Source organism: Vulcanococcus sp. DEBay_Sum29NL08_54 (assembly GCF_017859255.1).
In the GTDB taxonomy this organism is placed as follows: Bacteria; Cyanobacteriota; Cyanobacteriia; order PCC-6307; family Cyanobiaceae; genus Vulcanococcus.
In genome coordinates, this window is the sequence record NZ_JAFMNJ010000003.1 from 41,706 (window position 1) to 59,780 (window position 18,075).

Annotated in this window: 20 protein-coding genes; 10 read left to right on the forward strand and 10 right to left on the reverse strand. The window is 65.9% G+C overall.

The window, feature by feature from the left end; translation table 11 throughout:
* Nucleotide 1: 1 nt before the first annotated feature.
* Nucleotides 2-232 carry a hypothetical protein gene (locus tag QZ186_RS01865; RefSeq protein ID WP_156797764.1) on the reverse strand — a complete coding sequence of 77 codons (231 nt, stop codon included), beginning with the start codon at nt 230-232 and terminating at the stop codon, nt 2-4.
* A 31-nt stretch (nt 233-263) separates the two neighbouring features.
* On the opposite strand from QZ186_RS01865, the gene QZ186_RS01870 reads away from it, so the two are divergent.
* Complete coding sequence (locus QZ186_RS01870; RefSeq protein WP_296415461.1) at nt 264-1,142, forward strand: SDR family oxidoreductase; 879 nt, start codon at nt 264-266, stop codon at nt 1,140-1,142.
* A gap of 11 nt (nt 1,143-1,153) precedes the next feature.
* Here QZ186_RS01870 and QZ186_RS01875 read toward each other — a convergent pair whose 3' ends face one another.
* The gene (locus QZ186_RS01875; protein WP_010313963.1) at nt 1,154-1,318 is read right to left on the reverse strand and encodes a hypothetical protein; all 165 of its coding nucleotides are present in this window, start codon (nt 1,316-1,318) and stop codon (nt 1,154-1,156) included.
* On the opposite strand from QZ186_RS01875, the gene pdxA reads away from it, so the two are divergent.
* Nucleotides 1,317-2,333, forward strand: coding sequence for a 4-hydroxythreonine-4-phosphate dehydrogenase PdxA (gene pdxA / locus QZ186_RS01880; RefSeq protein WP_296415463.1), 1,017 nt, complete (start codon nt 1,317-1,319; stop codon nt 2,331-2,333). The genes QZ186_RS01875 and pdxA overlap by 2 nt on opposite strands.
* On the opposite strand, the gene accB is transcribed toward pdxA, so the two are convergent.
* Nucleotides 2,330-2,803 carry an acetyl-CoA carboxylase biotin carboxyl carrier protein gene (gene accB, locus QZ186_RS01885; protein WP_010313967.1) on the reverse strand — a complete coding sequence of 158 codons (474 nt, stop codon included), beginning with the start codon at nt 2,801-2,803 and terminating at the stop codon, nt 2,330-2,332. The genes pdxA and accB overlap by 4 nt on opposite strands.
* A 4-nt stretch (nt 2,804-2,807) precedes the next feature.
* The gene (efp, locus tag QZ186_RS01890) at nt 2,808-3,368 is read right to left on the reverse strand and encodes an elongation factor P (protein ID WP_010313969.1); all 561 of its coding nucleotides are present in this window, start codon (nt 3,366-3,368) and stop codon (nt 2,808-2,810) included.
* Nucleotides 3,369-3,435: 67 nt separating this feature from the next.
* On the opposite strand from efp, the gene QZ186_RS01895 reads away from it, so the two are divergent.
* On the forward strand, nt 3,436-4,521 hold the full coding sequence (locus tag QZ186_RS01895) for a peptidylprolyl isomerase (RefSeq protein ID WP_296415466.1): 1,086 nt from the start codon (nt 3,436-3,438) through the stop codon (nt 4,519-4,521).
* Complete coding sequence (gene thiL / locus QZ186_RS01900) at nt 4,522-5,487, forward strand: thiamine-phosphate kinase (protein WP_296415468.1); 966 nt, start codon at nt 4,522-4,524, stop codon at nt 5,485-5,487.
* A gap of 66 nt (nt 5,488-5,553) precedes the next feature.
* On the opposite strand, the gene gap is transcribed toward thiL, so the two are convergent.
* Nucleotides 5,554-6,576: a type I glyceraldehyde-3-phosphate dehydrogenase gene (gap, locus tag QZ186_RS01905; protein ID WP_296415471.1), complete on the reverse strand. Its 1,023-nt coding sequence runs from the start codon at nt 6,574-6,576 to the stop codon at nt 5,554-5,556.
* A gap of 179 nt (nt 6,577-6,755) precedes the next feature.
* On the opposite strand from gap, the gene murC reads away from it, so the two are divergent.
* Genes murC through QZ186_RS01920 form a run of 3 tightly spaced genes read left to right on the forward strand, consistent with a single transcriptional unit; the run spans nt 6,756 to nt 9,483 of the window.
* Nucleotides 6,756-8,198: a UDP-N-acetylmuramate--L-alanine ligase gene (gene murC / locus QZ186_RS01910; protein WP_296415473.1), complete on the forward strand. Its 1,443-nt coding sequence runs from the start codon at nt 6,756-6,758 to the stop codon at nt 8,196-8,198.
* Between the two features lie 2 nt (nt 8,199-8,200).
* Nucleotides 8,201-9,118, forward strand: coding sequence for a UDP-N-acetylmuramate dehydrogenase (murB, locus tag QZ186_RS01915; protein WP_296415475.1), 918 nt, complete (start codon nt 8,201-8,203; stop codon nt 9,116-9,118).
* 26 nt (nt 9,119-9,144) lie between these two features.
* Entirely contained in the window at nt 9,145-9,483 is a 339-nt protein-coding gene (locus tag QZ186_RS01920) for a YbaB/EbfC family nucleoid-associated protein (protein WP_010313981.1), read from the forward strand.
* Between the two features lie 2 nt (nt 9,484-9,485).
* Here the strand turns inward: QZ186_RS01920 and rsgA are convergent, their stop codons facing one another.
* From rsgA to grpE, 4 genes are read right to left on the reverse strand one after another with little or no spacing between them, the layout of a single operon-like run.
* Nucleotides 9,486-10,490, reverse strand: a complete 1,005-nt coding sequence (gene rsgA, locus QZ186_RS01925) for a ribosome small subunit-dependent GTPase A (protein ID WP_296415478.1) — start codon at nt 10,488-10,490, stop codon at nt 9,486-9,488.
* On the reverse strand, nt 10,483-10,704 hold the full coding sequence (locus QZ186_RS01930) for a sulfurtransferase TusA family protein (RefSeq protein WP_296415480.1): 222 nt from the start codon (nt 10,702-10,704) through the stop codon (nt 10,483-10,485). The genes rsgA and QZ186_RS01930 overlap by 8 nt, the downstream gene beginning before the upstream one ends.
* A 7-nt stretch (nt 10,705-10,711) precedes the next feature.
* Nucleotides 10,712-11,839, reverse strand: a complete 1,128-nt coding sequence (gene dnaJ / locus QZ186_RS01935) for a molecular chaperone DnaJ (protein ID WP_029626065.1) — start codon at nt 11,837-11,839, stop codon at nt 10,712-10,714.
* A gap of 2 nt (nt 11,840-11,841) precedes the next feature.
* Nucleotides 11,842-12,516: a nucleotide exchange factor GrpE gene (grpE, locus tag QZ186_RS01940; RefSeq protein ID WP_296415483.1), complete on the reverse strand. Its 675-nt coding sequence runs from the start codon at nt 12,514-12,516 to the stop codon at nt 11,842-11,844.
* A gap of 95 nt (nt 12,517-12,611) precedes the next feature.
* Here grpE and QZ186_RS01945 point away from each other — a divergent pair, with 95 nt between their 5' ends.
* The 3 genes from QZ186_RS01945 to QZ186_RS01955 all read left to right on the forward strand — a co-directional run bounded on the left by QZ186_RS01945 (nt 12,612) and on the right by QZ186_RS01955 (nt 16,816).
* A complete protein-coding gene (locus tag QZ186_RS01945; RefSeq protein ID WP_296415486.1) occupies nt 12,612-14,435 on the forward strand; it encodes a GspE/PulE family protein in 1,824 nt (607 codons plus the stop codon).
* Nucleotides 14,436-14,501: 66 nt separating this feature from the next.
* Nucleotides 14,502-15,575: a type IV pilus twitching motility protein PilT gene (locus tag QZ186_RS01950; protein ID WP_010313994.1), complete on the forward strand. Its 1,074-nt coding sequence runs from the start codon at nt 14,502-14,504 to the stop codon at nt 15,573-15,575.
* On the forward strand, nt 15,575-16,816 hold the full coding sequence (locus QZ186_RS01955; RefSeq protein WP_296415490.1) for a type II secretion system F family protein: 1,242 nt from the start codon (nt 15,575-15,577) through the stop codon (nt 16,814-16,816). Before QZ186_RS01950 ends, QZ186_RS01955 begins: the two co-directional genes overlap by 1 nt.
* Here the strand turns inward: QZ186_RS01955 and QZ186_RS01960 are convergent.
* On the reverse strand, nt 16,809-18,059 hold the full coding sequence (locus QZ186_RS01960; protein ID WP_296415491.1) for an NAD(P)/FAD-dependent oxidoreductase: 1,251 nt from the start codon (nt 18,057-18,059) through the stop codon (nt 16,809-16,811). The genes QZ186_RS01955 and QZ186_RS01960 overlap by 8 nt on opposite strands.
* Nucleotides 18,060-18,075 lie beyond the last annotated feature (16 nt).

Sequence of the window (18,075 nt, forward strand, 5' to 3'; positions counted from 1 at the left end):
GTCACCAGATCCGGCAGGCCGCAGCGCCGTTATGGCGCTGGCAAATCTCCGCCTGAGCCTGGGGCTGGTCGGGAGCCAGCAGCAGGGCCGAGAACAGCGTCAGCGCCAAAGCCGTCAGGCCAATCAGGCGACGCGGGGCGCCAACCTGCGAACGCCGCCGAGGACGCACACGCCCAGGGACCTGGCCCACGAAGGAGGACGCAAGAGGGGCGGGGAAGCAAGATGCAGTCATTGATCAGCGGGCGAGTAATACAGGTGTACTCATGACGGCTCGCGGTGTCAACCCCTCCTCCCGCGTGCTGGTCCTCGGCGGGGGATACACAGGCCAACGCTTTGCCGATGCAGCCAGAGCACGCGGGGCCCAGGTCTGGCTGACCTCGCGCTCGATCAAGGAGGGCTCGCAGTGGCTGCACTTCAATGCGGGCGAGGGGGCCGTCCCGCAGCTTCCTGAAGGCCTCAGCCATGTGCTGATCACCCTTCCGCCCAACAAGAACGGCGAGGACGACGCCTACAACCTTCTGGGGGAGTCCCTCCGGCACCAGCCCCTCCAGTGGGTGGGTTACCTATCGACCACGGGGGTCTACGGCGACACCCAAGGACGCTGGGCCGATGAACAGAGCCCAACAGAGCCAGGCCTGCGCCGCAGCCAATCCCGCCTGCAGTGCGAGCAACGCTGGCTGGCCAGCGCTCTCCCCCTACAGAGTTTTCGGCTGCCCGCGATCTACGGACCGGGTCGTTGCCCCTTTCAGCAGCTGCAACAGGGCCAGGCCCGCTTGATCCACAAGCCCAAGCAGGTGTTCTGCCGGATCCATGTCGATGACATCGTTGGCGCCTTGCTGCACTGCTGCGGCCTACCCCCGGAGGCCAGGCCAGCGGTGCTCAACGTCAGCGACGATCTGCCCTGCCCCTCGAGTGAAACGCTCGGCTATGCCGCCCACCTGCTGGGTTGCAAATTGCCAGCCGTACGCAACTTCCGCGACGCCCAGGCAGAGATGAGTGCGATGGCCCTGAGCTTTTGGGCCGACAACCGCCGCGTCAGCAATACGCGGCTGTGCCAGGACCTGGGCTACCAACTGCGTTACCCCAGCTATCGGGAAGGATTTGCCGCCAGCTGGGAGGAGGAGCAGAACCGTCCCAAGTGATGGAATAACCCTTAGATGCGGTTTGCGCCTGAACCCGCCGGACCTTGATCCGGGTCCGGAACGAACGGCACCCCGGCATCGTGGAAGAGACGATTCCAGTGCAACTCCACCCAGCCGTTCTGCACACCCTTCACCAGGGCAAAGCCCATCCCGATCAGCAACAGCCAACGCAACATGGGTGATCCGCCAAGCGACAGCAACGCTAAGCGCCCCCGCTTGATCGTCTCCCTTGGCGATCCCGCCGGCATCGGAGGCGAGGTCACGCTCAAAGCCCTGGCCCGCTGGACCCCCGCTGCCCAGCCGCCGCTGCTGGTGGGTTGCCGCCGCTGGCTGGAGGAGACCTACACGCAACTCAAGGGGCAGACAGACGCCCCCCTGGCGGACCCCGCCCAGCTCGAGGTGGTGGATTGCCCGCTCGAGCAACCCGTCAAACCAGGGACCCCCAGCGCCATCAGTGGTGAAGCCAGTTTCCGCTGGCTCACCCAGGCCGTTGAGCTGGTGCAACGGGGCTCCGGCCAAGCCCTTGTCACTGCCCCGATCGCCAAACAGCACTGGCACGCGGCAGGCCATGACTACCCCGGTCAAACCGAACGCTTGGCTGAACTGGCTGGAGCCAAGGAAGCCTCGATGCTCTTCACCGCCCGCTCCCCCCAGAGCGGCTGGCGGCTCAACACCCTGCTCGCCACCACCCACATTCCGCTTCAGCAGGTTCCCCAGGCCCTGAACCCTGAGCGGGTGCTGGCCAAGCTCGACGTCTTGCTGGCGTTTTGCCGTCGCTTTCGCCACGAGCCGACCCTGGCCGTCGCAGGACTCAACCCCCATGCGGGCGAGGCCGGACGTCTTGGACGAGAGGAGCGGGACTGGCTTGAGGCCACGCTTGAGGAGTGGAGCGCGCGGCACCCTGAGGTCACCCTGCTGGGGCCACTTCCACCTGACACCTGCTGGCTGAGCGCGGGCATGGCCTGGCAGCAGGGCGGACGAGCTCCCGATGGCTTCCTCGCGCTCTACCACGATCAGGGCCTGATCCCCGTCAAGCTGCTGGCCTTTGACCAGGCGGTCAACACCAGCCTGGGCCTGCCCTTCCTGAGGACCTCACCGGATCACGGAACCGGGTTCGACATCGCCGGCCTTGGCATTGCCCGCGCAGCCAGCATGGTGGCGGCCTTGGAGGCCGCTGAAGACTTGGGCTAGGCGGGTTTCACCCGCATCAGCACCTGGCCAAATTCAACCGGGGTGCCGTTCTCGACCAGGATCTCCACCACCTCACCGCTCACCTCGGACTCGAGCTCGTTCATGAGCTTCATCGCCTCGAGGATGCAGACGGTCTGGCCGACATTGATCTTGGCGCCGAGCTCCACGAATGCCGACTCGCCGGGAGCGGGGGAGCGGTAGAAGGTCGCCACCATCGGAGCGGTGATCTCAATCAGATCACTGCGGGCCGCAGCGGCGGCCGGGGGAGCCGCGGAGGGGGCAGCGGCAGGTGCTGCTGCAGCAGGAGCCGCAACCGGAGCGGCGGCCTGCATCACAACCTGGGGCTGGACCCCCGGAAGATTGCGACGCAATTCCAAGCGGAAGTCATCACCTTCGAGCTTGAGCTCTTGGATGTCGCTGTCCCCAAGCAGGGCAATCAGCTCACGCAGCTGGTTGTGGTCAAGTTGCATGGGATCAGTTCTCGCGGCCCAGGTAGCTGTCGGTGCGGGTGTCGATCTTGATCTTTTCGCCGATCGAGAGGAACAAGGGAACCATCACCTGAGCGCCGGTCTCGACGATGGCGGGTTTTGTGCCGCCCGTGGCGGTATCGCCCTTCACACCGGGGTCAGTTTGGGTGATTTCCAGAACAACGGAATTCGGGAGTTCCACTTCCAAAGGCTTCCCGTTCCAATAGACGACATTCACCTCCATGCCTTCCTTGAGGTACTTGCGCTGATCGCCGATCTGCTTGGCGGTCAGACGGGTCTCCTCATAGGTGGACATGTCCATGAAGACAAAGTCATCAGCCTCCATGTAGGTGTGCTGAAGCACAGCCTTCTCGAGAACCGCCTGGGGAACGGTTTCACCAGCGCGGAAGGTTTTCTCAACGACGTTGCCGGACTGCACGGCCTTGAGCTTGGTGCGGACAAAGGCGGAGCCCTTGCCGGGCTTCACATGCAGGAACTCAACAACGCGCCAGACCTGACCGTCGATCTCGATCGTCGTACCGGTACGAAAGTCGTTGCTCGAGATCATTCCGGCATAACGGTTCAGGCGGGATTGTACGGCTGTGGCAGAGTCCCGGCAGAGACAAGGCTGCAGCATGGATCTGAAGCGCTGGCTGGATCGCTGGGTGCCCGCCCTGCTGATCGCAATTGCTTTCGCTGCCTTCCCGCTGGTGCCACCGGCCCAGGCTGCGCTGCCGCCTGGCAATGCCGTCAAGGATCCCGCTGCCATCCTTCGTAACGCTCTGCCGATCGACCAGTCGGATCTGCAGACGCTGCAGCACAGGCTGGAGAGCACCAGCGACGACCTCAGAGCCAAGCGCTGGAGCGCCCTGGTCAATACGGTCAATCGGAGTCAGGCGCTGCTCAAGACCCGCGCCGACTCCATCGTGGCGAGCCTCCCTGAAGCCAAGCAGGCCGAGGGCAAGGCCTTGATGGCCGCCCTGCAAAGCCAGATGGAGACCCTCGTGGAGAGCAGCGAGAGCTCTGACCGCGATCGATTCCTCGACGACCGGCGCGCTGCCCTCAGCACCGTCGGGGACCTGGAAGCACTGCTCGTGGGTGACTTCCCCTTCCAAATCCCCAGCGAGTTCGACGCCCTGCCCAGGCTGCTGGGCCGCGCCACCGTTGAGATCGAGACCACCAAAGGGATGCTCACCGCTGTGGTGGACGGCTACAACGCACCACTGACGGCCGGGGCCTTTGTGGACCTGGTGAAGCAAGGCTTCTATGACGGACTGCCCTTCACCCGAGCCGAGGACTTCTACGTTCTCCAGACCGGAGACCCCAAGGGTCCTGAGACCGGCTACATCGACCCCAAGACCAAGGGCGAGCGCCAGGTGCCGCTGGAGATCAAGGTGCCCGGTGAAGCCGAGCCCTTCTACAACGCCACCTTTGAAGACCTGGGCCGTTTCGAAGCCACCCCGGTCCTTCCCTTCGCGACCCTCGGGACCATGGGTTGGGCCCACTCGGATGAATCCCTCGCCGATGGTTCCTCCCAGTTCTTCTTCTTCCTCTACGAGGCCGAACTGACCCCCGCAGGCCTGAACCTCGTCGATGGCCGCTACAGCGCCTTTGGTTACGTGGTGGATGGGTTTGAGGTGCTCGAGGAACTGGGCATCGATGACGGCATCGTCCGCGCCCGGGTGCTCGACGGAGCCGAGAACCTCAAAGCCCACGCCTAGATGCGACTCGATCAGCTCGGCGAATGGGAGCTGATCGACCGGCTCTCGGCCTACGCGCCCCCCGGCCAGCTGGCTGACGACGCGGCGATCTTGCCGGGAGCCGTGGTGGTCAACACCGACGTCCTGGTGGACACGGTCCACTTCAGTGACGCCACCATGTCGGCCCAGGACTTGGGCTGGCGGGCGGCAGCGGCCAACCTCTCCGACCTGGCGGCCATGGGCTGCAGCGACGTGATCGGCCTCACGGTTGGCCTCGTGGCACCAGGAGCGACCCCCTGGAGCTGGGTCGATGGGGTCTACCAGGGACTCTCCGAAGCCCTGGCTCGTTTTGGCGGCACCTTGCTCGGCGGTGACTGCAGTAGCGGCAGCCAGCGCCTCCTCGCCATCACGGCCCTTGGCCGGCTGGGGCCTGGCGCCATCCGCCGCGGCGACGGCCAACCCGGCGATTGGCTCCTGAGCACCGGCCCCCATGGCCTCAGCCGCTTGGGGCTAGCGCTGCTGCAAGGCGAGCACAGTGCAGCGATTCCCGAGGCCCTGCGGGAGCGCGCCATTCGAGCCCACCAAAGGCCGCTCCCCCGGCTCGATGCCATCCCAGCCCTCGAAGCAAGCCAGCCCCAGGGGAGCCCATGGCGAGTCGCTGGCACCGACAGCAGCGATGGCCTGCAACGCGCGCTGCTGAACCTGGCCAAGGCCAGTGGCTGTGGGGCACAACTACGGCACACAGGCCTGCCCCTTGACCCCGCCATGGCGCCGCTCGCCGATGCAGAGCGCTGGTGCCTGAATGGGGGCGAAGACTTTGAGCTGGTCCTCGCCCTGGAGCCGACCTGGGCCGAGCGGCTCTGCGCTGCACTACCGGGCTGCCAGGTGATTGGCGAACTGGTGGAGCACTCCTCCCCAACCCTGACCTGGAGCGAAACCGGGCTGCCCCTTCAGGAGAGCGATCCGGGCTACCGGCACTTCAGCTGATCGCACAACCATCAAAAAGCCGCCCCGAAGGGCGGCTGATGGAAAGAGGTTGAGCGGGCGCTCAGATCACTTCCAGTTCTTGGCAACGATCTCGGCCAGGTCAACGACGCGCTGGCTGTAGCCCCACTCGTTGTCGTACCAGCAGATGACTTTGACCATGTTGCCGCCCATCACCAGGGTGAGGTCGGAGTCAACGATGGTGCTCTCATCGGTACCGGCGTGGTCGCTGGAGACCAGGGGCAGGTCGGTGTACTTGATGATGCCCTTCATGCCGTTCTCAGAGGCGGCCTTGAGCACTGCGTTGACCTCCTCTTTGGTGGTCTCGCGGCTCATCTCGAGCACCATGTCGACGACGGACACGTTGGGGGTGGGGACGCGCAGGGCGATGCCGCTGAGCTTGCCCTTCACCTCGGGGTAGACCAGAGCCACGGCCTTGGCTGCACCGGTGCTGGTGGGAACGATGTTCACAGCAGCGGCACGGGCGCGGCGCAGGTCACGGTGGGAGGCATCGAGGATGCGCTGGTCACCGGTGTAGCTGTGGGTGGTGGTCATCGTGCCTTTGACGATGCCGAAGGCCTGATCCAGGACCTTGACCACAGGCGCCATGCAGTTGGTGGTGCAGCTGGCGTTGCTGAGGATGTCGTAATCCTCGTGGCGGTACTGATCGGCGTTCACGCCCACCACAAAGGTGCCGACCTTGGCACCCTTACCAGGGGCGGTCAGGATCACCTTCTTGGCACCGGCTTCGAAGTGCTTGCTGGCGCCGACGTCGTCGTTGAAGACACCGGTGGATTCGATCACCAGATCCACGCCCCACTCCTTCCAGGGGAGGTTGGCGGGGTTGCGGTCGTAGAAGGTCTTGATCGTCTTGCCGTTGATGACGATCGTGTTCTCGGTGGTGGTCACCTCTGCGTTACGCAGGGGGCCGAGCATCGAGTCGTACTTCAGCAGGTGGGCGTTGGTGTTGGTGTCACCGGAGCCGTTGATGCCGACAATCTCGATGCCGGTATTGCTTCCGCGGCTCAGCCAGCAACGCATGAAGTTGCGACCGATGCGGCCGAATCCGTTGATCGCAACCTTCAGGGTCATGGCGTATGGCGGGCGAACCCGCTAGCAAGGAGGATTTGGCCGCCGATCATACCGAAATTGCCTGACCCTCCCCATCTGGGGACAAAAGGTCACCACCTGTCAAAAGCACTCAAATCGTGCTTGAGAAGAGGACAAGCGACCCGTTCGGTCTTAATTTCTGGCCAGGCTTGGATACGCCATTGGTCCTGACGCTTGATCGCCACCAACCTCTCCATTTCATTGGAGTTGGCGGCATCGGCATGTCTGCCATCGCCGGGATCCTGGCGGACCGCGGCCACAGCGTCAGCGGCTCCGACCCCAGGGACAACGCCGTGCTGCAGAACCTGCGCAGCCGCGGTGTCCGGGTGTTTCGCGAGCAAAGCCCCGCCACCATCGACGCCATTCGCAGCGGCACCTCCTGCCCGCCAGCCGTCGTCGTCAGCTCTGCTGTGCCGGCGAACAACCCCGAACTCTTGGAAGCCGAGCGCGCCGGGCTGAAGGTCTGGCACCGCTCAGATGTCTTGGCGGCTTTGATTGCCGCCCAGCCCTCGATCTCCGTGGCTGGCAGCCACGGCAAGACCACCACCAGCACCCTGGTGGCCAGCCTGCTGCACGCCACCAACCACGACCCCACGGCCGTCATTGGTGGGGTGGTGCCCGCCTTCGCCAGCAACGGCCGCAATGGCGATGGCCCCTTGTTGGTGGCGGAAGCGGATGAGTCGGATGGCTCCCTGGTGAAGTTCCAGTCCTGGCTTGGTGTGATCACCAACCTCGAGCTGGATCACACCGACCACTACAGCGATCTGGCCTCCCTGATCACCACCCTCCAGCGCTTCGCCAAAGGCAGCGAACAGCTGCTGGCCAACCGCGACTGTCCGGTGCTGCGGGAACACTTTCAAGCCCACCACTGGTGGTCCATCCAGAGCAGCGAAGGGGTGGACTTCGCGGCTATCGCCGATGAGCTCGATGGCGACGGCACCCTGGCCACCTTCTATGAGCAGGGTGAGGCCCTCGGGCAATTCCGGCTGCCCTTGCCCGGGCTCCACAACCTGAGCAATGCCACCGCCGCCATGGCCGCCTGCCGTCTCCATGGCGTCTCCTTTGCCGAGCTGCAACGGGCCGTGGAGGGCCTCCAGGCCCCTGGACGCCGTTTCGACTACCGGGGTAATTGGTGGGGCCGCCAGGTGGTCGACGACTACGCCCATCACCCCAGCGAGGTGCAGGCCACCTTGGCGATGGCCCGCCTGATGGTCAGCAGTGGGCGCAGCCCTTTGCCAGAGGCGCCCCAACGGCTCCTAGCCGTCTTTCAGCCGCACCGCTACAGCCGGACGGCGGAGTTCCTCAGCGACTTTGCCCAGGCCCTGAGCCAGGCCGATGCGGTGCTGATCGCCCCCCTCTATGCGGCTGGCGAAGCGCCGATCCCAGGGATCTCCAGCGCGGCCCTCGCCGCTGAAATCCAGCGGATTTCCCCTGGGCTACCCGTCAGCGCCTTCGATGACCTGGAGACCCTGGCGGATGCCATCGGCCAAACCAGCCAAGCGGGCGACTTGGTGCTGGCCATGGGTGCCGGTGATGTCAACAGCCTCTGGAGTCGCCTGGAAGGCCGCAGCGATCCCGCCGCCGCCCTTCCCCTTGTGGCCTAGCGATGGCCCTCTCCCTCCCTCTGGGGCTGCGTTCGGCGGTTGCTCTGGCCGACTACACCACCTGGAAAGTGGGGGGAGCGGCCGATTACTTCGCCGAACCGGAATCAACGGACGAGCTACTGGCCCTGCTGCGCTGGGCTGCATCCCAGGGCTGCATCCAGCGGGTCATTGGAGCAGGCTCCAACCTGCTGGTCAGCGATCAAGGACTGGAGGGACTCACCCTCTGCACCCGCCACCTCCAAGGGGCTGACCTGGAGGCCAGCAGCGGCCTGATCGAAGCCCAGGCGGGAGAACCGATTCCCACCCTGGCGCGGCGGGCAGCCCGGGCCGGCCTCTCGGGCCTGGAGTGGGCCGTGGGCATCCCAGGAACGGTGGGAGGCGCGGCGGTGATGAATGCAGGCGCCCAAGGGGGCTGCACCGCCGACATCCTCGAGAGCGTCACGGTGGTGGACCCGGAGCAGCCCAGCCAGACCCACACAATCTCTGCCGCAGCACTGGACTTTGACTACCGCCATAGCCGCCTTCAAGCGGAACCCCTGGTGGTCCTCTCGGCTCGCTTTCGCCTCTCCCCCGGCCACGATCCCCGCAGCGTCAGCCAGCGCACCAGCGCCAACCTCCACAGCAGAACCAGCAGTCAGCCCTACCAGCAACCCAGCTGCGGCAGCGTCTTTCGCAACCCCGAACCGCAGAAAGCCGGACAACTGATCGAAGCCCTCGGCCTCAAGGGATTCAGCCTGGGGGGCGCCCAGATCTCCCCGATCCACGCCAACTTCATCGTCAACACCGGCAGCGCCAGCGCCGGGGAGATTGATCAACTCATTGCCCTGGTCCAAGAGCGGGTGCTGGAGCAGCACAGCATCGCCCTCCACACCGAGGTGAAACGGCTGGGACGCTTCGAAGACCTCGCCCTGGCGGCGTAGCCTGCGCCCACTTCAACAGTGCAGGCATGGCCGGTTTCGGTCTCCCCAATTTCGGCCAGCTCACCGAAGCCTTCAAGAAGGCCCAGCAGATCCAACAGGACGCCGCGAAGCTCCAGGAGGAGCTGGATGCGATGGAAATCGAGGGGCAAAGCAGCTGCGGCCGGGCCAGCGTTTGGCTCTCGGGTAACCAGCAGCCCCTGAAGGTCCGCCTCGACCCTGCCCTGCTCGCCGAGGGCGCCTCCACAACGGAAAACGCCACCCTCGAGGCCCTGCGCTCGGCCTACGACAACTCCACCGGGACCATGAAAGAGCGGATGGAAGAGCTCACCGGCGGGCTCAACCTGAACCTGCCCGGCATGGGCTAGGCCTAGCCCTCCTCGTCGGGCTCCTCCTGCCGCAAGCGGCGCCTTGAGCTCTGACGCAGGCGCTGATCGAGCAGGGGCTCCTGCTTTCCTCCCCGCTGCTTCAGGCCGCCACTGCGGGGGCGGGGTTGGCGCGCCACCTGCTGCTGCACGGACTCCAGGCAGTTGAGATACAGACCATGGCGATCCCAATCGCTGCCGACGGCGCAGCCCGGATCGCCCTGATGCAAGCAATTTTTGAACTGACAGGCCGAGCTCTCGAGCCGCTGCCGAATTTCCGGGAAGAGGCTCCCCAGCTCCGTGGGCTCCGCCGGCAAGGACGGGCGGTTGAAGCCCGGTGAATCCGCCAGCAGTGCACCGGGCTCCACCGGGAACAGTTCCACATGCCGCGTGGTGTGCCGTCCCCGCTGCAGGCGGCCTGAGACGGCACTCACCCGCAAACGCAGCTGCGGCAACAGGGCGTTGATCAAGCTGCTCTTGCCCACCCCCGATGGGCCACACAGCACTGAGACCCCCGGTTGCGCCAGACGCTCCCGCAGCGCAGCCAGACCAAGCCCACTCTGGGAGGAGACCAGCTGGGGGACATACCCCCAAGCCGTGAGCCGTTCACGCCACTGCTCTTGTTCCGATGCGCTCAGCAGGTCCGCCTTGGTGAGAACCAGCTCCACCGCCACACCCGTGCGCTCCGCCGTCAGCAAAAAACGGGTGAGTTGCAGTGGATCCAACTCCGGCTGAGCCAACGCCACCACCACAACAACCCGGCTGCAGTTCGCCACAGCAGGACGCTCCAGCAGGCTGCTGCGGGGGGCCACCGCCGCAATCGCCGCCCGGGCTTCCGGCCAGTCGATGCCCTCCACCTCGACCCGATCTCCAACGCAGATCTGCTGTCCGGTCTTGCCCAGCCGCGTGCGGCGCACACAGAGCAGTTGGTCCACCCCTCCGGGGCCAGGCCGATCCAGTTGCACCCGGCAGAAGTTGGCCTCAAGGGCCATCACCAGGGCTTCAGCCACAGCGACAGATCAACAAACGCACCGCCCCGGGTTCCAAGGCCTCCAGCTCAACGCGATGTCCGGCCTCCCGCAAGCCGCTGGCCACCATCTGCTCGGGCTCTCCGGCATCCAAATCAACCTGAAGCCACTCGCCTGCGGACAGCTTCTCGAGGGCCAGTTTGGTGCGAATGAAATTGAGCGGGCAGGGGGTACCGCGCAGGTCGAGCTGGGTCATCACTGACCTAGCCAAACAAACCGCCAAACAGCCCGCTCTTGTGGGGGTGCTTCTGCCCCTTGGCCGTGTGGTGCCCCGCCAACTGCTCGAGCAGTTCACGCTCCTCGCGGTTGACCTTGGTGGGGAGCTGCACCTTGATCTGGATCAGGTGGTTGCCGCGCGCCACGGGATTGCCCAGCTTCGGAACACCCTTACCCGTCAGGGTCAGGACCGCTCCGGGCTGGGTGCCTGCCGGAATCTCCAACTGCTCAGGACCATCGACGGTCTCCACCTCAATGGTGTCGCCGAGGATCGCCTGGAGGTAGTTGACCGTCACCTCGGAGTGGATGTTGATCCCGTCGCGGCGGAGGCTCGGGTGGGACTGAACCGTCAGGAAGACGTAGAGGTCGCCGGCGGGGCCGCCCCGCTGTCCGGCGTTGCCCTCGTCGGCCACCCGTAGCCGCGTGCCGGTGTCGACACCCGCAGGGATATTGATGCGCAGCTTTTTGCGAACCTGCTGCAGGCCCTGGCCGCCGCAGGCGCCACAGGGATCGGCAATCACCTGGCCGGTTCCTTCACAGGTGGGACAGGGCGCCACCTGGGTGAAGCTGCCAAAGGGCGTCCGCGTCGCGCGGCGAACCTGGCCCGCACCACCACAGGTGCCGCAGCTGGTGGGACCGCTGCCGCTCTTCGCCCCGGAGCCACTGCAGCTGTTGCAGGTCTCCAGGTGACGGATCTGAATTTCCTTCTCTTGACCAAAAACCGCTTCGCTGAAGCTGATGGTCAGGTCAAACCGCAGGTCATCGCCCTGGCGGGGACCGCGGCGACGGGCACCACCGGCGGAGGGGCCGCCCATGCCCCCGCCGAAACCGCTGAAGAAGGTTTCGAACAGGTCAGCGAAGCCGCCCATGTCGCCCATGTCGGGCATCCCCGCGGCGCCGCCCAAGCCGGCTTCGCCGAACTGGTCGTAGCGGGCCCGGGTCTGGGGATCGCTCAGCACCTCATAGGCGCGGCCGATCTCCTTGAACTTGTCTTCCGCGCCGGGATCTTTGTTGATGTCCGGGTGGTACTGACGCGCCAGGCGGCGATAGGACCGCTTCAGCGTGTCCGCATCAGCGTCGCGGCTGACCCCAAGGAGGTCATAAAAATCGGCCATGCTCAGCCCTCTTCGGAGGGTGCAGCGTCATCCGTGGAGCTGGCCGGTGCGGCATCACCACTGGGGCCTGGACCCATCGAGACTTTGACCAGGGCGTGCCGCAGCACGCGATCGTTCAGGTGATAGCCCCGCTGCAGTTCAGCGATCACCAGGTCCTCGGCGTGCTCGTCGCTGGGTTCCCGCAGAACCGCCTCATGGAGGGTGGGATCGAAGGGCTCGCCTTCAACCCGCATCGGTGAGACGCCCAACTGCTTGAACACATCGACCAGTTGCTTGTAGAGCCCCTGGTAGCTGCGGTGGATGGCCTGGGCCTCCTCGGCCTGGGGATCCAGCTGCTGGCGGGCCCGCTCGAAGTTGTCCACCACCGGCAGGATCTCGCTCAGGGTGGAGCAGGCGATCAGGGTGCGCTGGTCCTCTTGATCGCGGCTCTGGCGCTTACGGAAGTTGTCGAAGTCCGCCGCAATCCGCATGTACTGACTGCGGACGCTCTCGTGCTCGGCCTTCAGAGCCGTCAGCTCGGCCTCCAGTTCCCGGACCCGCTGTTCGGGATCGGCGCTGGGCTCAGCCGCCACCTCAGCTGGGGCCGAATCCACTGCAGGAGTGGCTTCTGGCGCTGCCGCGGCCTCAGCTGGGGCCGGGGCGGAGTCCTGGGGAAACGGAGTCGCGTCGCCGCTCATGCTGACCGAACCGGAGATCTGATCTAGACATGTTGATGTGAAGGGGCGCCACCCCACAAGCGGCGGAAGCCCGCACCTCCTCGGCGGAGCGGCTGATGACAGCAAGCGCCAGCACCATTCCCCAGCGACCGGTGGCCGAGGCCCAAAGCCCTGAACAGCAGCGGCTCGAGGTCGAATTGCTGCTCCAGGAAGCCGTCCTCACCGGCTCTGAATTGGGCGCGGCCGGAATCGAACGCTGGAGCTGGCATCCGCAACTGACACAGGAGACCTGCAGGGATCTCGGCTGCCTTCCCGTGGCCTACGCCAACAACACCCTGACGGTGGCCGTGCCAACCCACTGGGGCGCCGAGCAACGCCAGACCCTCCGCGAGGCATGCCCCGAGGGACCGCCCCTGGCACTGCGATTGGCCCTCCAAGGGGACCTGCAAACCGTCCTGAATCAACCTCCATCTCCATCCCCCGCCACGCCGGCCGCGGTTGCAGCTCCGCAGGAGACCCCCAACCGGATCTCCCTGTTTGAGGACCTCAAACTCGAGGGCCCCCTTGAGGACGCGCCCGAGGACAGCCTCAGCGAGTTGGATGTCGAAGCCAGCCTCAAGGCCTCCAACGCCTCACCGGTGGTGAGCCTGGTGGACCGGATCCTGGTGCAAGCGCTCGAGCGCAGTGCCAGCGACATCCACCTGGAACCGCAGGAGGACGGACTGCTGATTCGCTTGCGCCAAGACGGGGTGCTCGAGCCGCTGGAGAAGCTGCCGAAACAACTGACCCCCGCGGTGACCTCCCGCCTGAAAATCATGGCGGACCTGGACATCGCGGAGCGCCGGCTTCCCCAGGACGGCCGCATCCGGCGGCGTTATCAAGGTCGCCTGTTTGACCTGCGGGTGAGCACCCTGCCCACCCGCTATGGCGAGAAGGTCTGCATGCGCCTGCTGGATAGCGGCGCGACGCACCTCGGCCTCGACCGTCTAATCAGCGAGCCCGCGGCCCTGGCCAGTGTCCGGGAGATGGGCAGCAAGCCCTTCGGAATGCTCCTGGTGACGGGGCCGACGGGCTCAGGCAAGAGCACCACGCTCTATTCGCTGCTCGCGGAACGCAATGAGCCTGGGATCAACATCTCCACGGTCGAGGACCCGATCGAATACACCCTCAAGGGCATTGCCCAAACCCAGGTCAACCGGGAGAAGGGCTACGACTTCGCCATGGCCCTGCGGGCCTTCATGCGGCAAGACCCCGATGTCCTGCTGGTGGGGGAAACCCGGGACCGTGAAACGGCCAAAACCGCCATCGAGGCGGCGCTCACCGGCCACCTGGTGCTGACCACCCTCCACTGCAACGACGCCCCCAGCGCCATCGCCCGCCTCTCGGAAATGGGCGTGGAGCCCTTCATGGTGAGCGCCTCCTTGATCGGAATCGTCTCCCAGCGCCTGGTGCGGCGGGTCTGCCCGGACTGCCGGCAGCCTTATCACCCCAGTGAGCAGGACCTGGGCCGCTTTGGCCTGTTTGCCAGCAACGAGCAGGCGATCACCTTCTTCAAGGCCAAGCGCTTGCAAGCCAGTGACAGCAACCCCTGCCCCAGCTGCCAGGGGCTGGGATACAAGGGCCGGGTGGGGGTCTACGAGGTGCTGCGCGTCAACGACACCCTCGCCAGCGCCATTGCCCAGGAGGCCAGCACCGATCGACTGCGCAAGCTCGCCATCGAGAACGGCATGAAAACCCTGTTGGGTTACGGCCTCGACCTGGTGCGCCAAGGGGAAACCACCCTCGAGGAAATCGAGCGGATGATCCTCACGGACTCCAGCCTGGAAACCGAGCGCCGGGCCAAGGCCCTGCACACGATCACCTGCCAGGGCTGCGGAGCGGGGATGCGGGATGAGTGGCTGGAGTGCCCCTATTGCCTGACCCCCCGGCAACTGCATTAAGCAGCGCCATTGCCAGGCCCTGGCGGGCTTCCCACACTGAGGACAGCCACCGGCGCCGCGAGCTGCATGGAGCTCCAGATCGAACAGTTGATGGAGGAGCTGGTCGAGGCAGGTGGCAGCGACTTGCACCTGGCGGCCGGCCAACCGCCCTACGGCCGCTTCAGTGGGGCGCTCAAACCGATGCGGGAGGAGCGGCTCAGCGAGGACCTCTGCAACCGGTTGATCTTCTCGATGATCAACAACGCCCAGCGCAAGCAGCTGGAGCAAACCTGGGAGCTGGACTGCGCCTATGGCCTCAAAGGCGTCTCCCGCTTTCGGGTCAATGTCTACCGCCAGCGGGGGAGCTATGCGGCCTGTCTGCGGGCCCTCGGCAGCACAATCCCCAGCCTGGAGAGCCTGGGCCTACCGCCCATCGTCGAGGAAACCAGCCGCCGCCCCAGGGGTCTGGTGCTGGTGACCGGCCCAACCGGCTCGGGCAAAACCACGACGCTGGCGGCCCTGCTGGATCACATCAACCGCAGCCGCGCCGAGCACATCCTCACGATCGAAGATCCGATCGAATTCACCTACCGCAACGACAAAAGCGTGATCCACCAGCGCCAGCTGGGGGATGACACCCGCAGCTTTGGCGCCGCCCTGCGCGCCGCCCTGCGGGAGGACCCCGACGTGATCCTGGTGGGCGAAATGCGAGATCTGGAAACGATCCAGTTGGCGATCACCGCCTCAGAGACGGGGCACCTGGTCTTTGGCACCCTGCACACCAGCTCGGCGGCCCAAACCGTCGATCGCATGGTGGATGTCTTTCCGCCAGAGCAGCAAACCCAGATCAGGGTTCAGCTCAGTGGCTCCCTGGTGGGGGTGTTCTCGCAGACCCTCTGCAAACGCCAGAACCCCAAACCCGGGCAATTCGGGCGGGTCATGGCCCAAGAAATCCTGATCAACACCCCCGCCATCGCCAACTTGATCCGGGAGGGCAAAACCGCCCAGCTCTATTCCCAGATCCAAACGGGCGGCCAGCAGGGGATGCAAACCCTCGAGCGCGCCCTGGCGAACCTGGTGCAGGCCGGAGCAGTCGAGCGCAGCGAAGCCCTCGCCAAAGCGAGCAAACCCGATGAGCTGCAGCGGCTCCTGGAGGGCTAGTGCCCCAGTTCAGCGCCACCTACACCAATCGCTCCGGTCAAACCCGGACGCTGCAACTGCAGGCCAGTGATCTCAGCCGCGCCCGGCGGGACCTGAGGCGCCGGGGCATCGTCGCCACCAGCCTGGAGCTCGCCGCAACCACACCCAACGCCGCGGCCGGGAGCACGGTCTTTGGCATGGATCTCTCCAGCCTGCTGGAGGCCAAGCCCGGCATCCGCGAGAAGGCCCTCTTTGCCAACAAGCTGGCAGCCCTCGTGGATGCGGGGGTCCCGATCGTGCGCAGCCTCGATCTCATGGCCCGTCAGCAGCGCATGCCGCTGTTCAAGCGGGCACTCACCGCCGTCAGTACAGACGTGAACCAAGGGGGCAGCCTGGGGGCAGCACTGCGCTCCTGGCCGCGGGTGTTCGACAAGCTCACCATCGCCATGGTGGAAGCCGGAGAGGCGGGGGGCGTGCTGGACGAAAGCCTGCGCCGCCTGGCCAAGTTGCTCGAGGGCAATGCCCGGCTGCAGAACCAAATCAAGGGCGCCATGGGCTATCCCGTGGCCGTGCTGGCGATCGCGATCCTGGTGTTCCTGGGGATGACGATCTTCCTGATCCCCACCTTCGCTGGGATCTTCGAAGACCTCGGGGCTGAACTCCCCCTCTTCACCCAAATGATGGTCGACCTCAGCGCCTTGCTGCGGTCCTCCTTTTCGCTGTTCCTGGCCCTGGCGATCGCTGTGGGGGTCTGGATGTTTGGCCGCTACTACGCGACCGCCAGCGGGCGCCGGCGCGTGGACGGACTACTGCTGAAGCTGCCGCTCTTTGGCGACCTGATCCAGAAAACAGCCACGGCCAAGTTCTGCCGCACCTTCAGCTCCCTGACCCGCGCGGGGGTGCCGATCCTGCTGTCCCTGGAGATCGTGCAGGAAACCGCGGGCAACGCCGTGATTGCCGACGCCATCGTCGGCTCCCGTCAGGACGTGCAGGAGGGCATCCCCCTGAGCGTCGCCCTGGAGCGCAAAAAGGTGTTCCCGGAGCTGGCCTTGAGCATGCTCGCCATCGGCGAAGAAACCGGCCAGATGGACGCCATGCTCTCGAAGGTGGCGGACTTCTACGAAGACGAGGTGGAAGCCGCCGTCAAGGCCCTGACCTCAATGCTGGAGCCGGCCATGATCGTGATCGTGGGCGGCATCGTTGGCTCGATCCTGCTGGCGATGTACCTGCCGATGTTCTCGATCTTCGATCAGATCAACTAGCTCCGGCCGCCGCAATCGCCTGCCCCGCCAGCCAGCCGGAACTCCAGCAGTGCTGGAAGTTGAAGCCACCGGTGACGCCATCGACATCCAGGAGCTCACCCACCAGGTAGAGACCCTCCACCTTGCGGCTCTCCATCGTGGCCAGGTTGACCTCCCCCACAGGCACGCCTCCGGCGGTCACGAATTCTTCACCGAAGGGGCCGCGGCCCGCCACGGGGAAACGGCTGCGGCGCAGGGCCTCCAGCAGACCCAACTGCTGACGCTTGGCCAAATCCGCCCAACGGCGATCGGGCTCAACCCCCTGCTGATCGAGCAGGTGCTGCCAGAGGCGTCGGCTGAGGCCTGGCCAGGGGCGGGCATTGCTGAGCTGACGCTTGGCCTGATCACGCCGGCAAGCCGCGAAGAGCTCTTCCAGCTGCTGCTGGCTGCGGCCGCCGCTCCAATCCACCTGCAGGCTGCCCCGGTAGCCCTCGCCGTGGAGGGCCCGGGCGGCGAAGGCCGTCAGCCGCAGGGTCGCCGGCCCGCTCAGGCCCCAGTGGGTAATCAGCACCGGGCCGCTCTGGCGGAAGCGCTGCCCACCGGCCTCCAGCTCCAGGTCCACCGGATCCATCACGACCCCGGCCAAAGGCAGCAGGGGATTGGGCTTAAAGGCGAGGGTGAAGAGGGACGGAACCGGGGCCACCAAGCCATGGCCCAGGCCTGAAGCCAAACGCCGACCACTGGGGTGACTCCCGGTGGCGAGCACCAGCCGGTCAGTACTGAGATGGATGCCGCTGCGCAGGCTGAGGGCAAAACCACCCGCGGGCCGCTGCTCGGCCTGCTGGAGCGCCTCGCTGCTGCGCAGGGTCACCCCGGCCCGTTCCGCCGCCTGCCTGAGGCACTGAATCACGGCCGTTGAGCGGTTGGCCTGGGGGAACATCCGGCCATCGGCCTCCTCCACCAGGGTCAGGCCGTGGTCGTCAAACCAAGACACGGCATCACCGGCAGCAAAGCGGCTGAAGGGTCCCCGCAGGGCCTTGCCGCCGCGGGGATAGAAGCCCACCAATTCCCGCGGATCCCAGCAGGCATGGGTGACATTGCAGCGGCCGCCACCGCTGATCAAAACCTTGCCCAGGGGCTCGGGGGTGCTCTCCAGCACCAGGACCCGCCGCTGACCGGCCTCGGCCGCGGCGATGGCCGCCATGAATCCCGCCGGACCACCGCCCGCCACCACCAGGGACCAGTGCTCAGAACGGGGGGGCATCAGCGTGAAAGGCGAG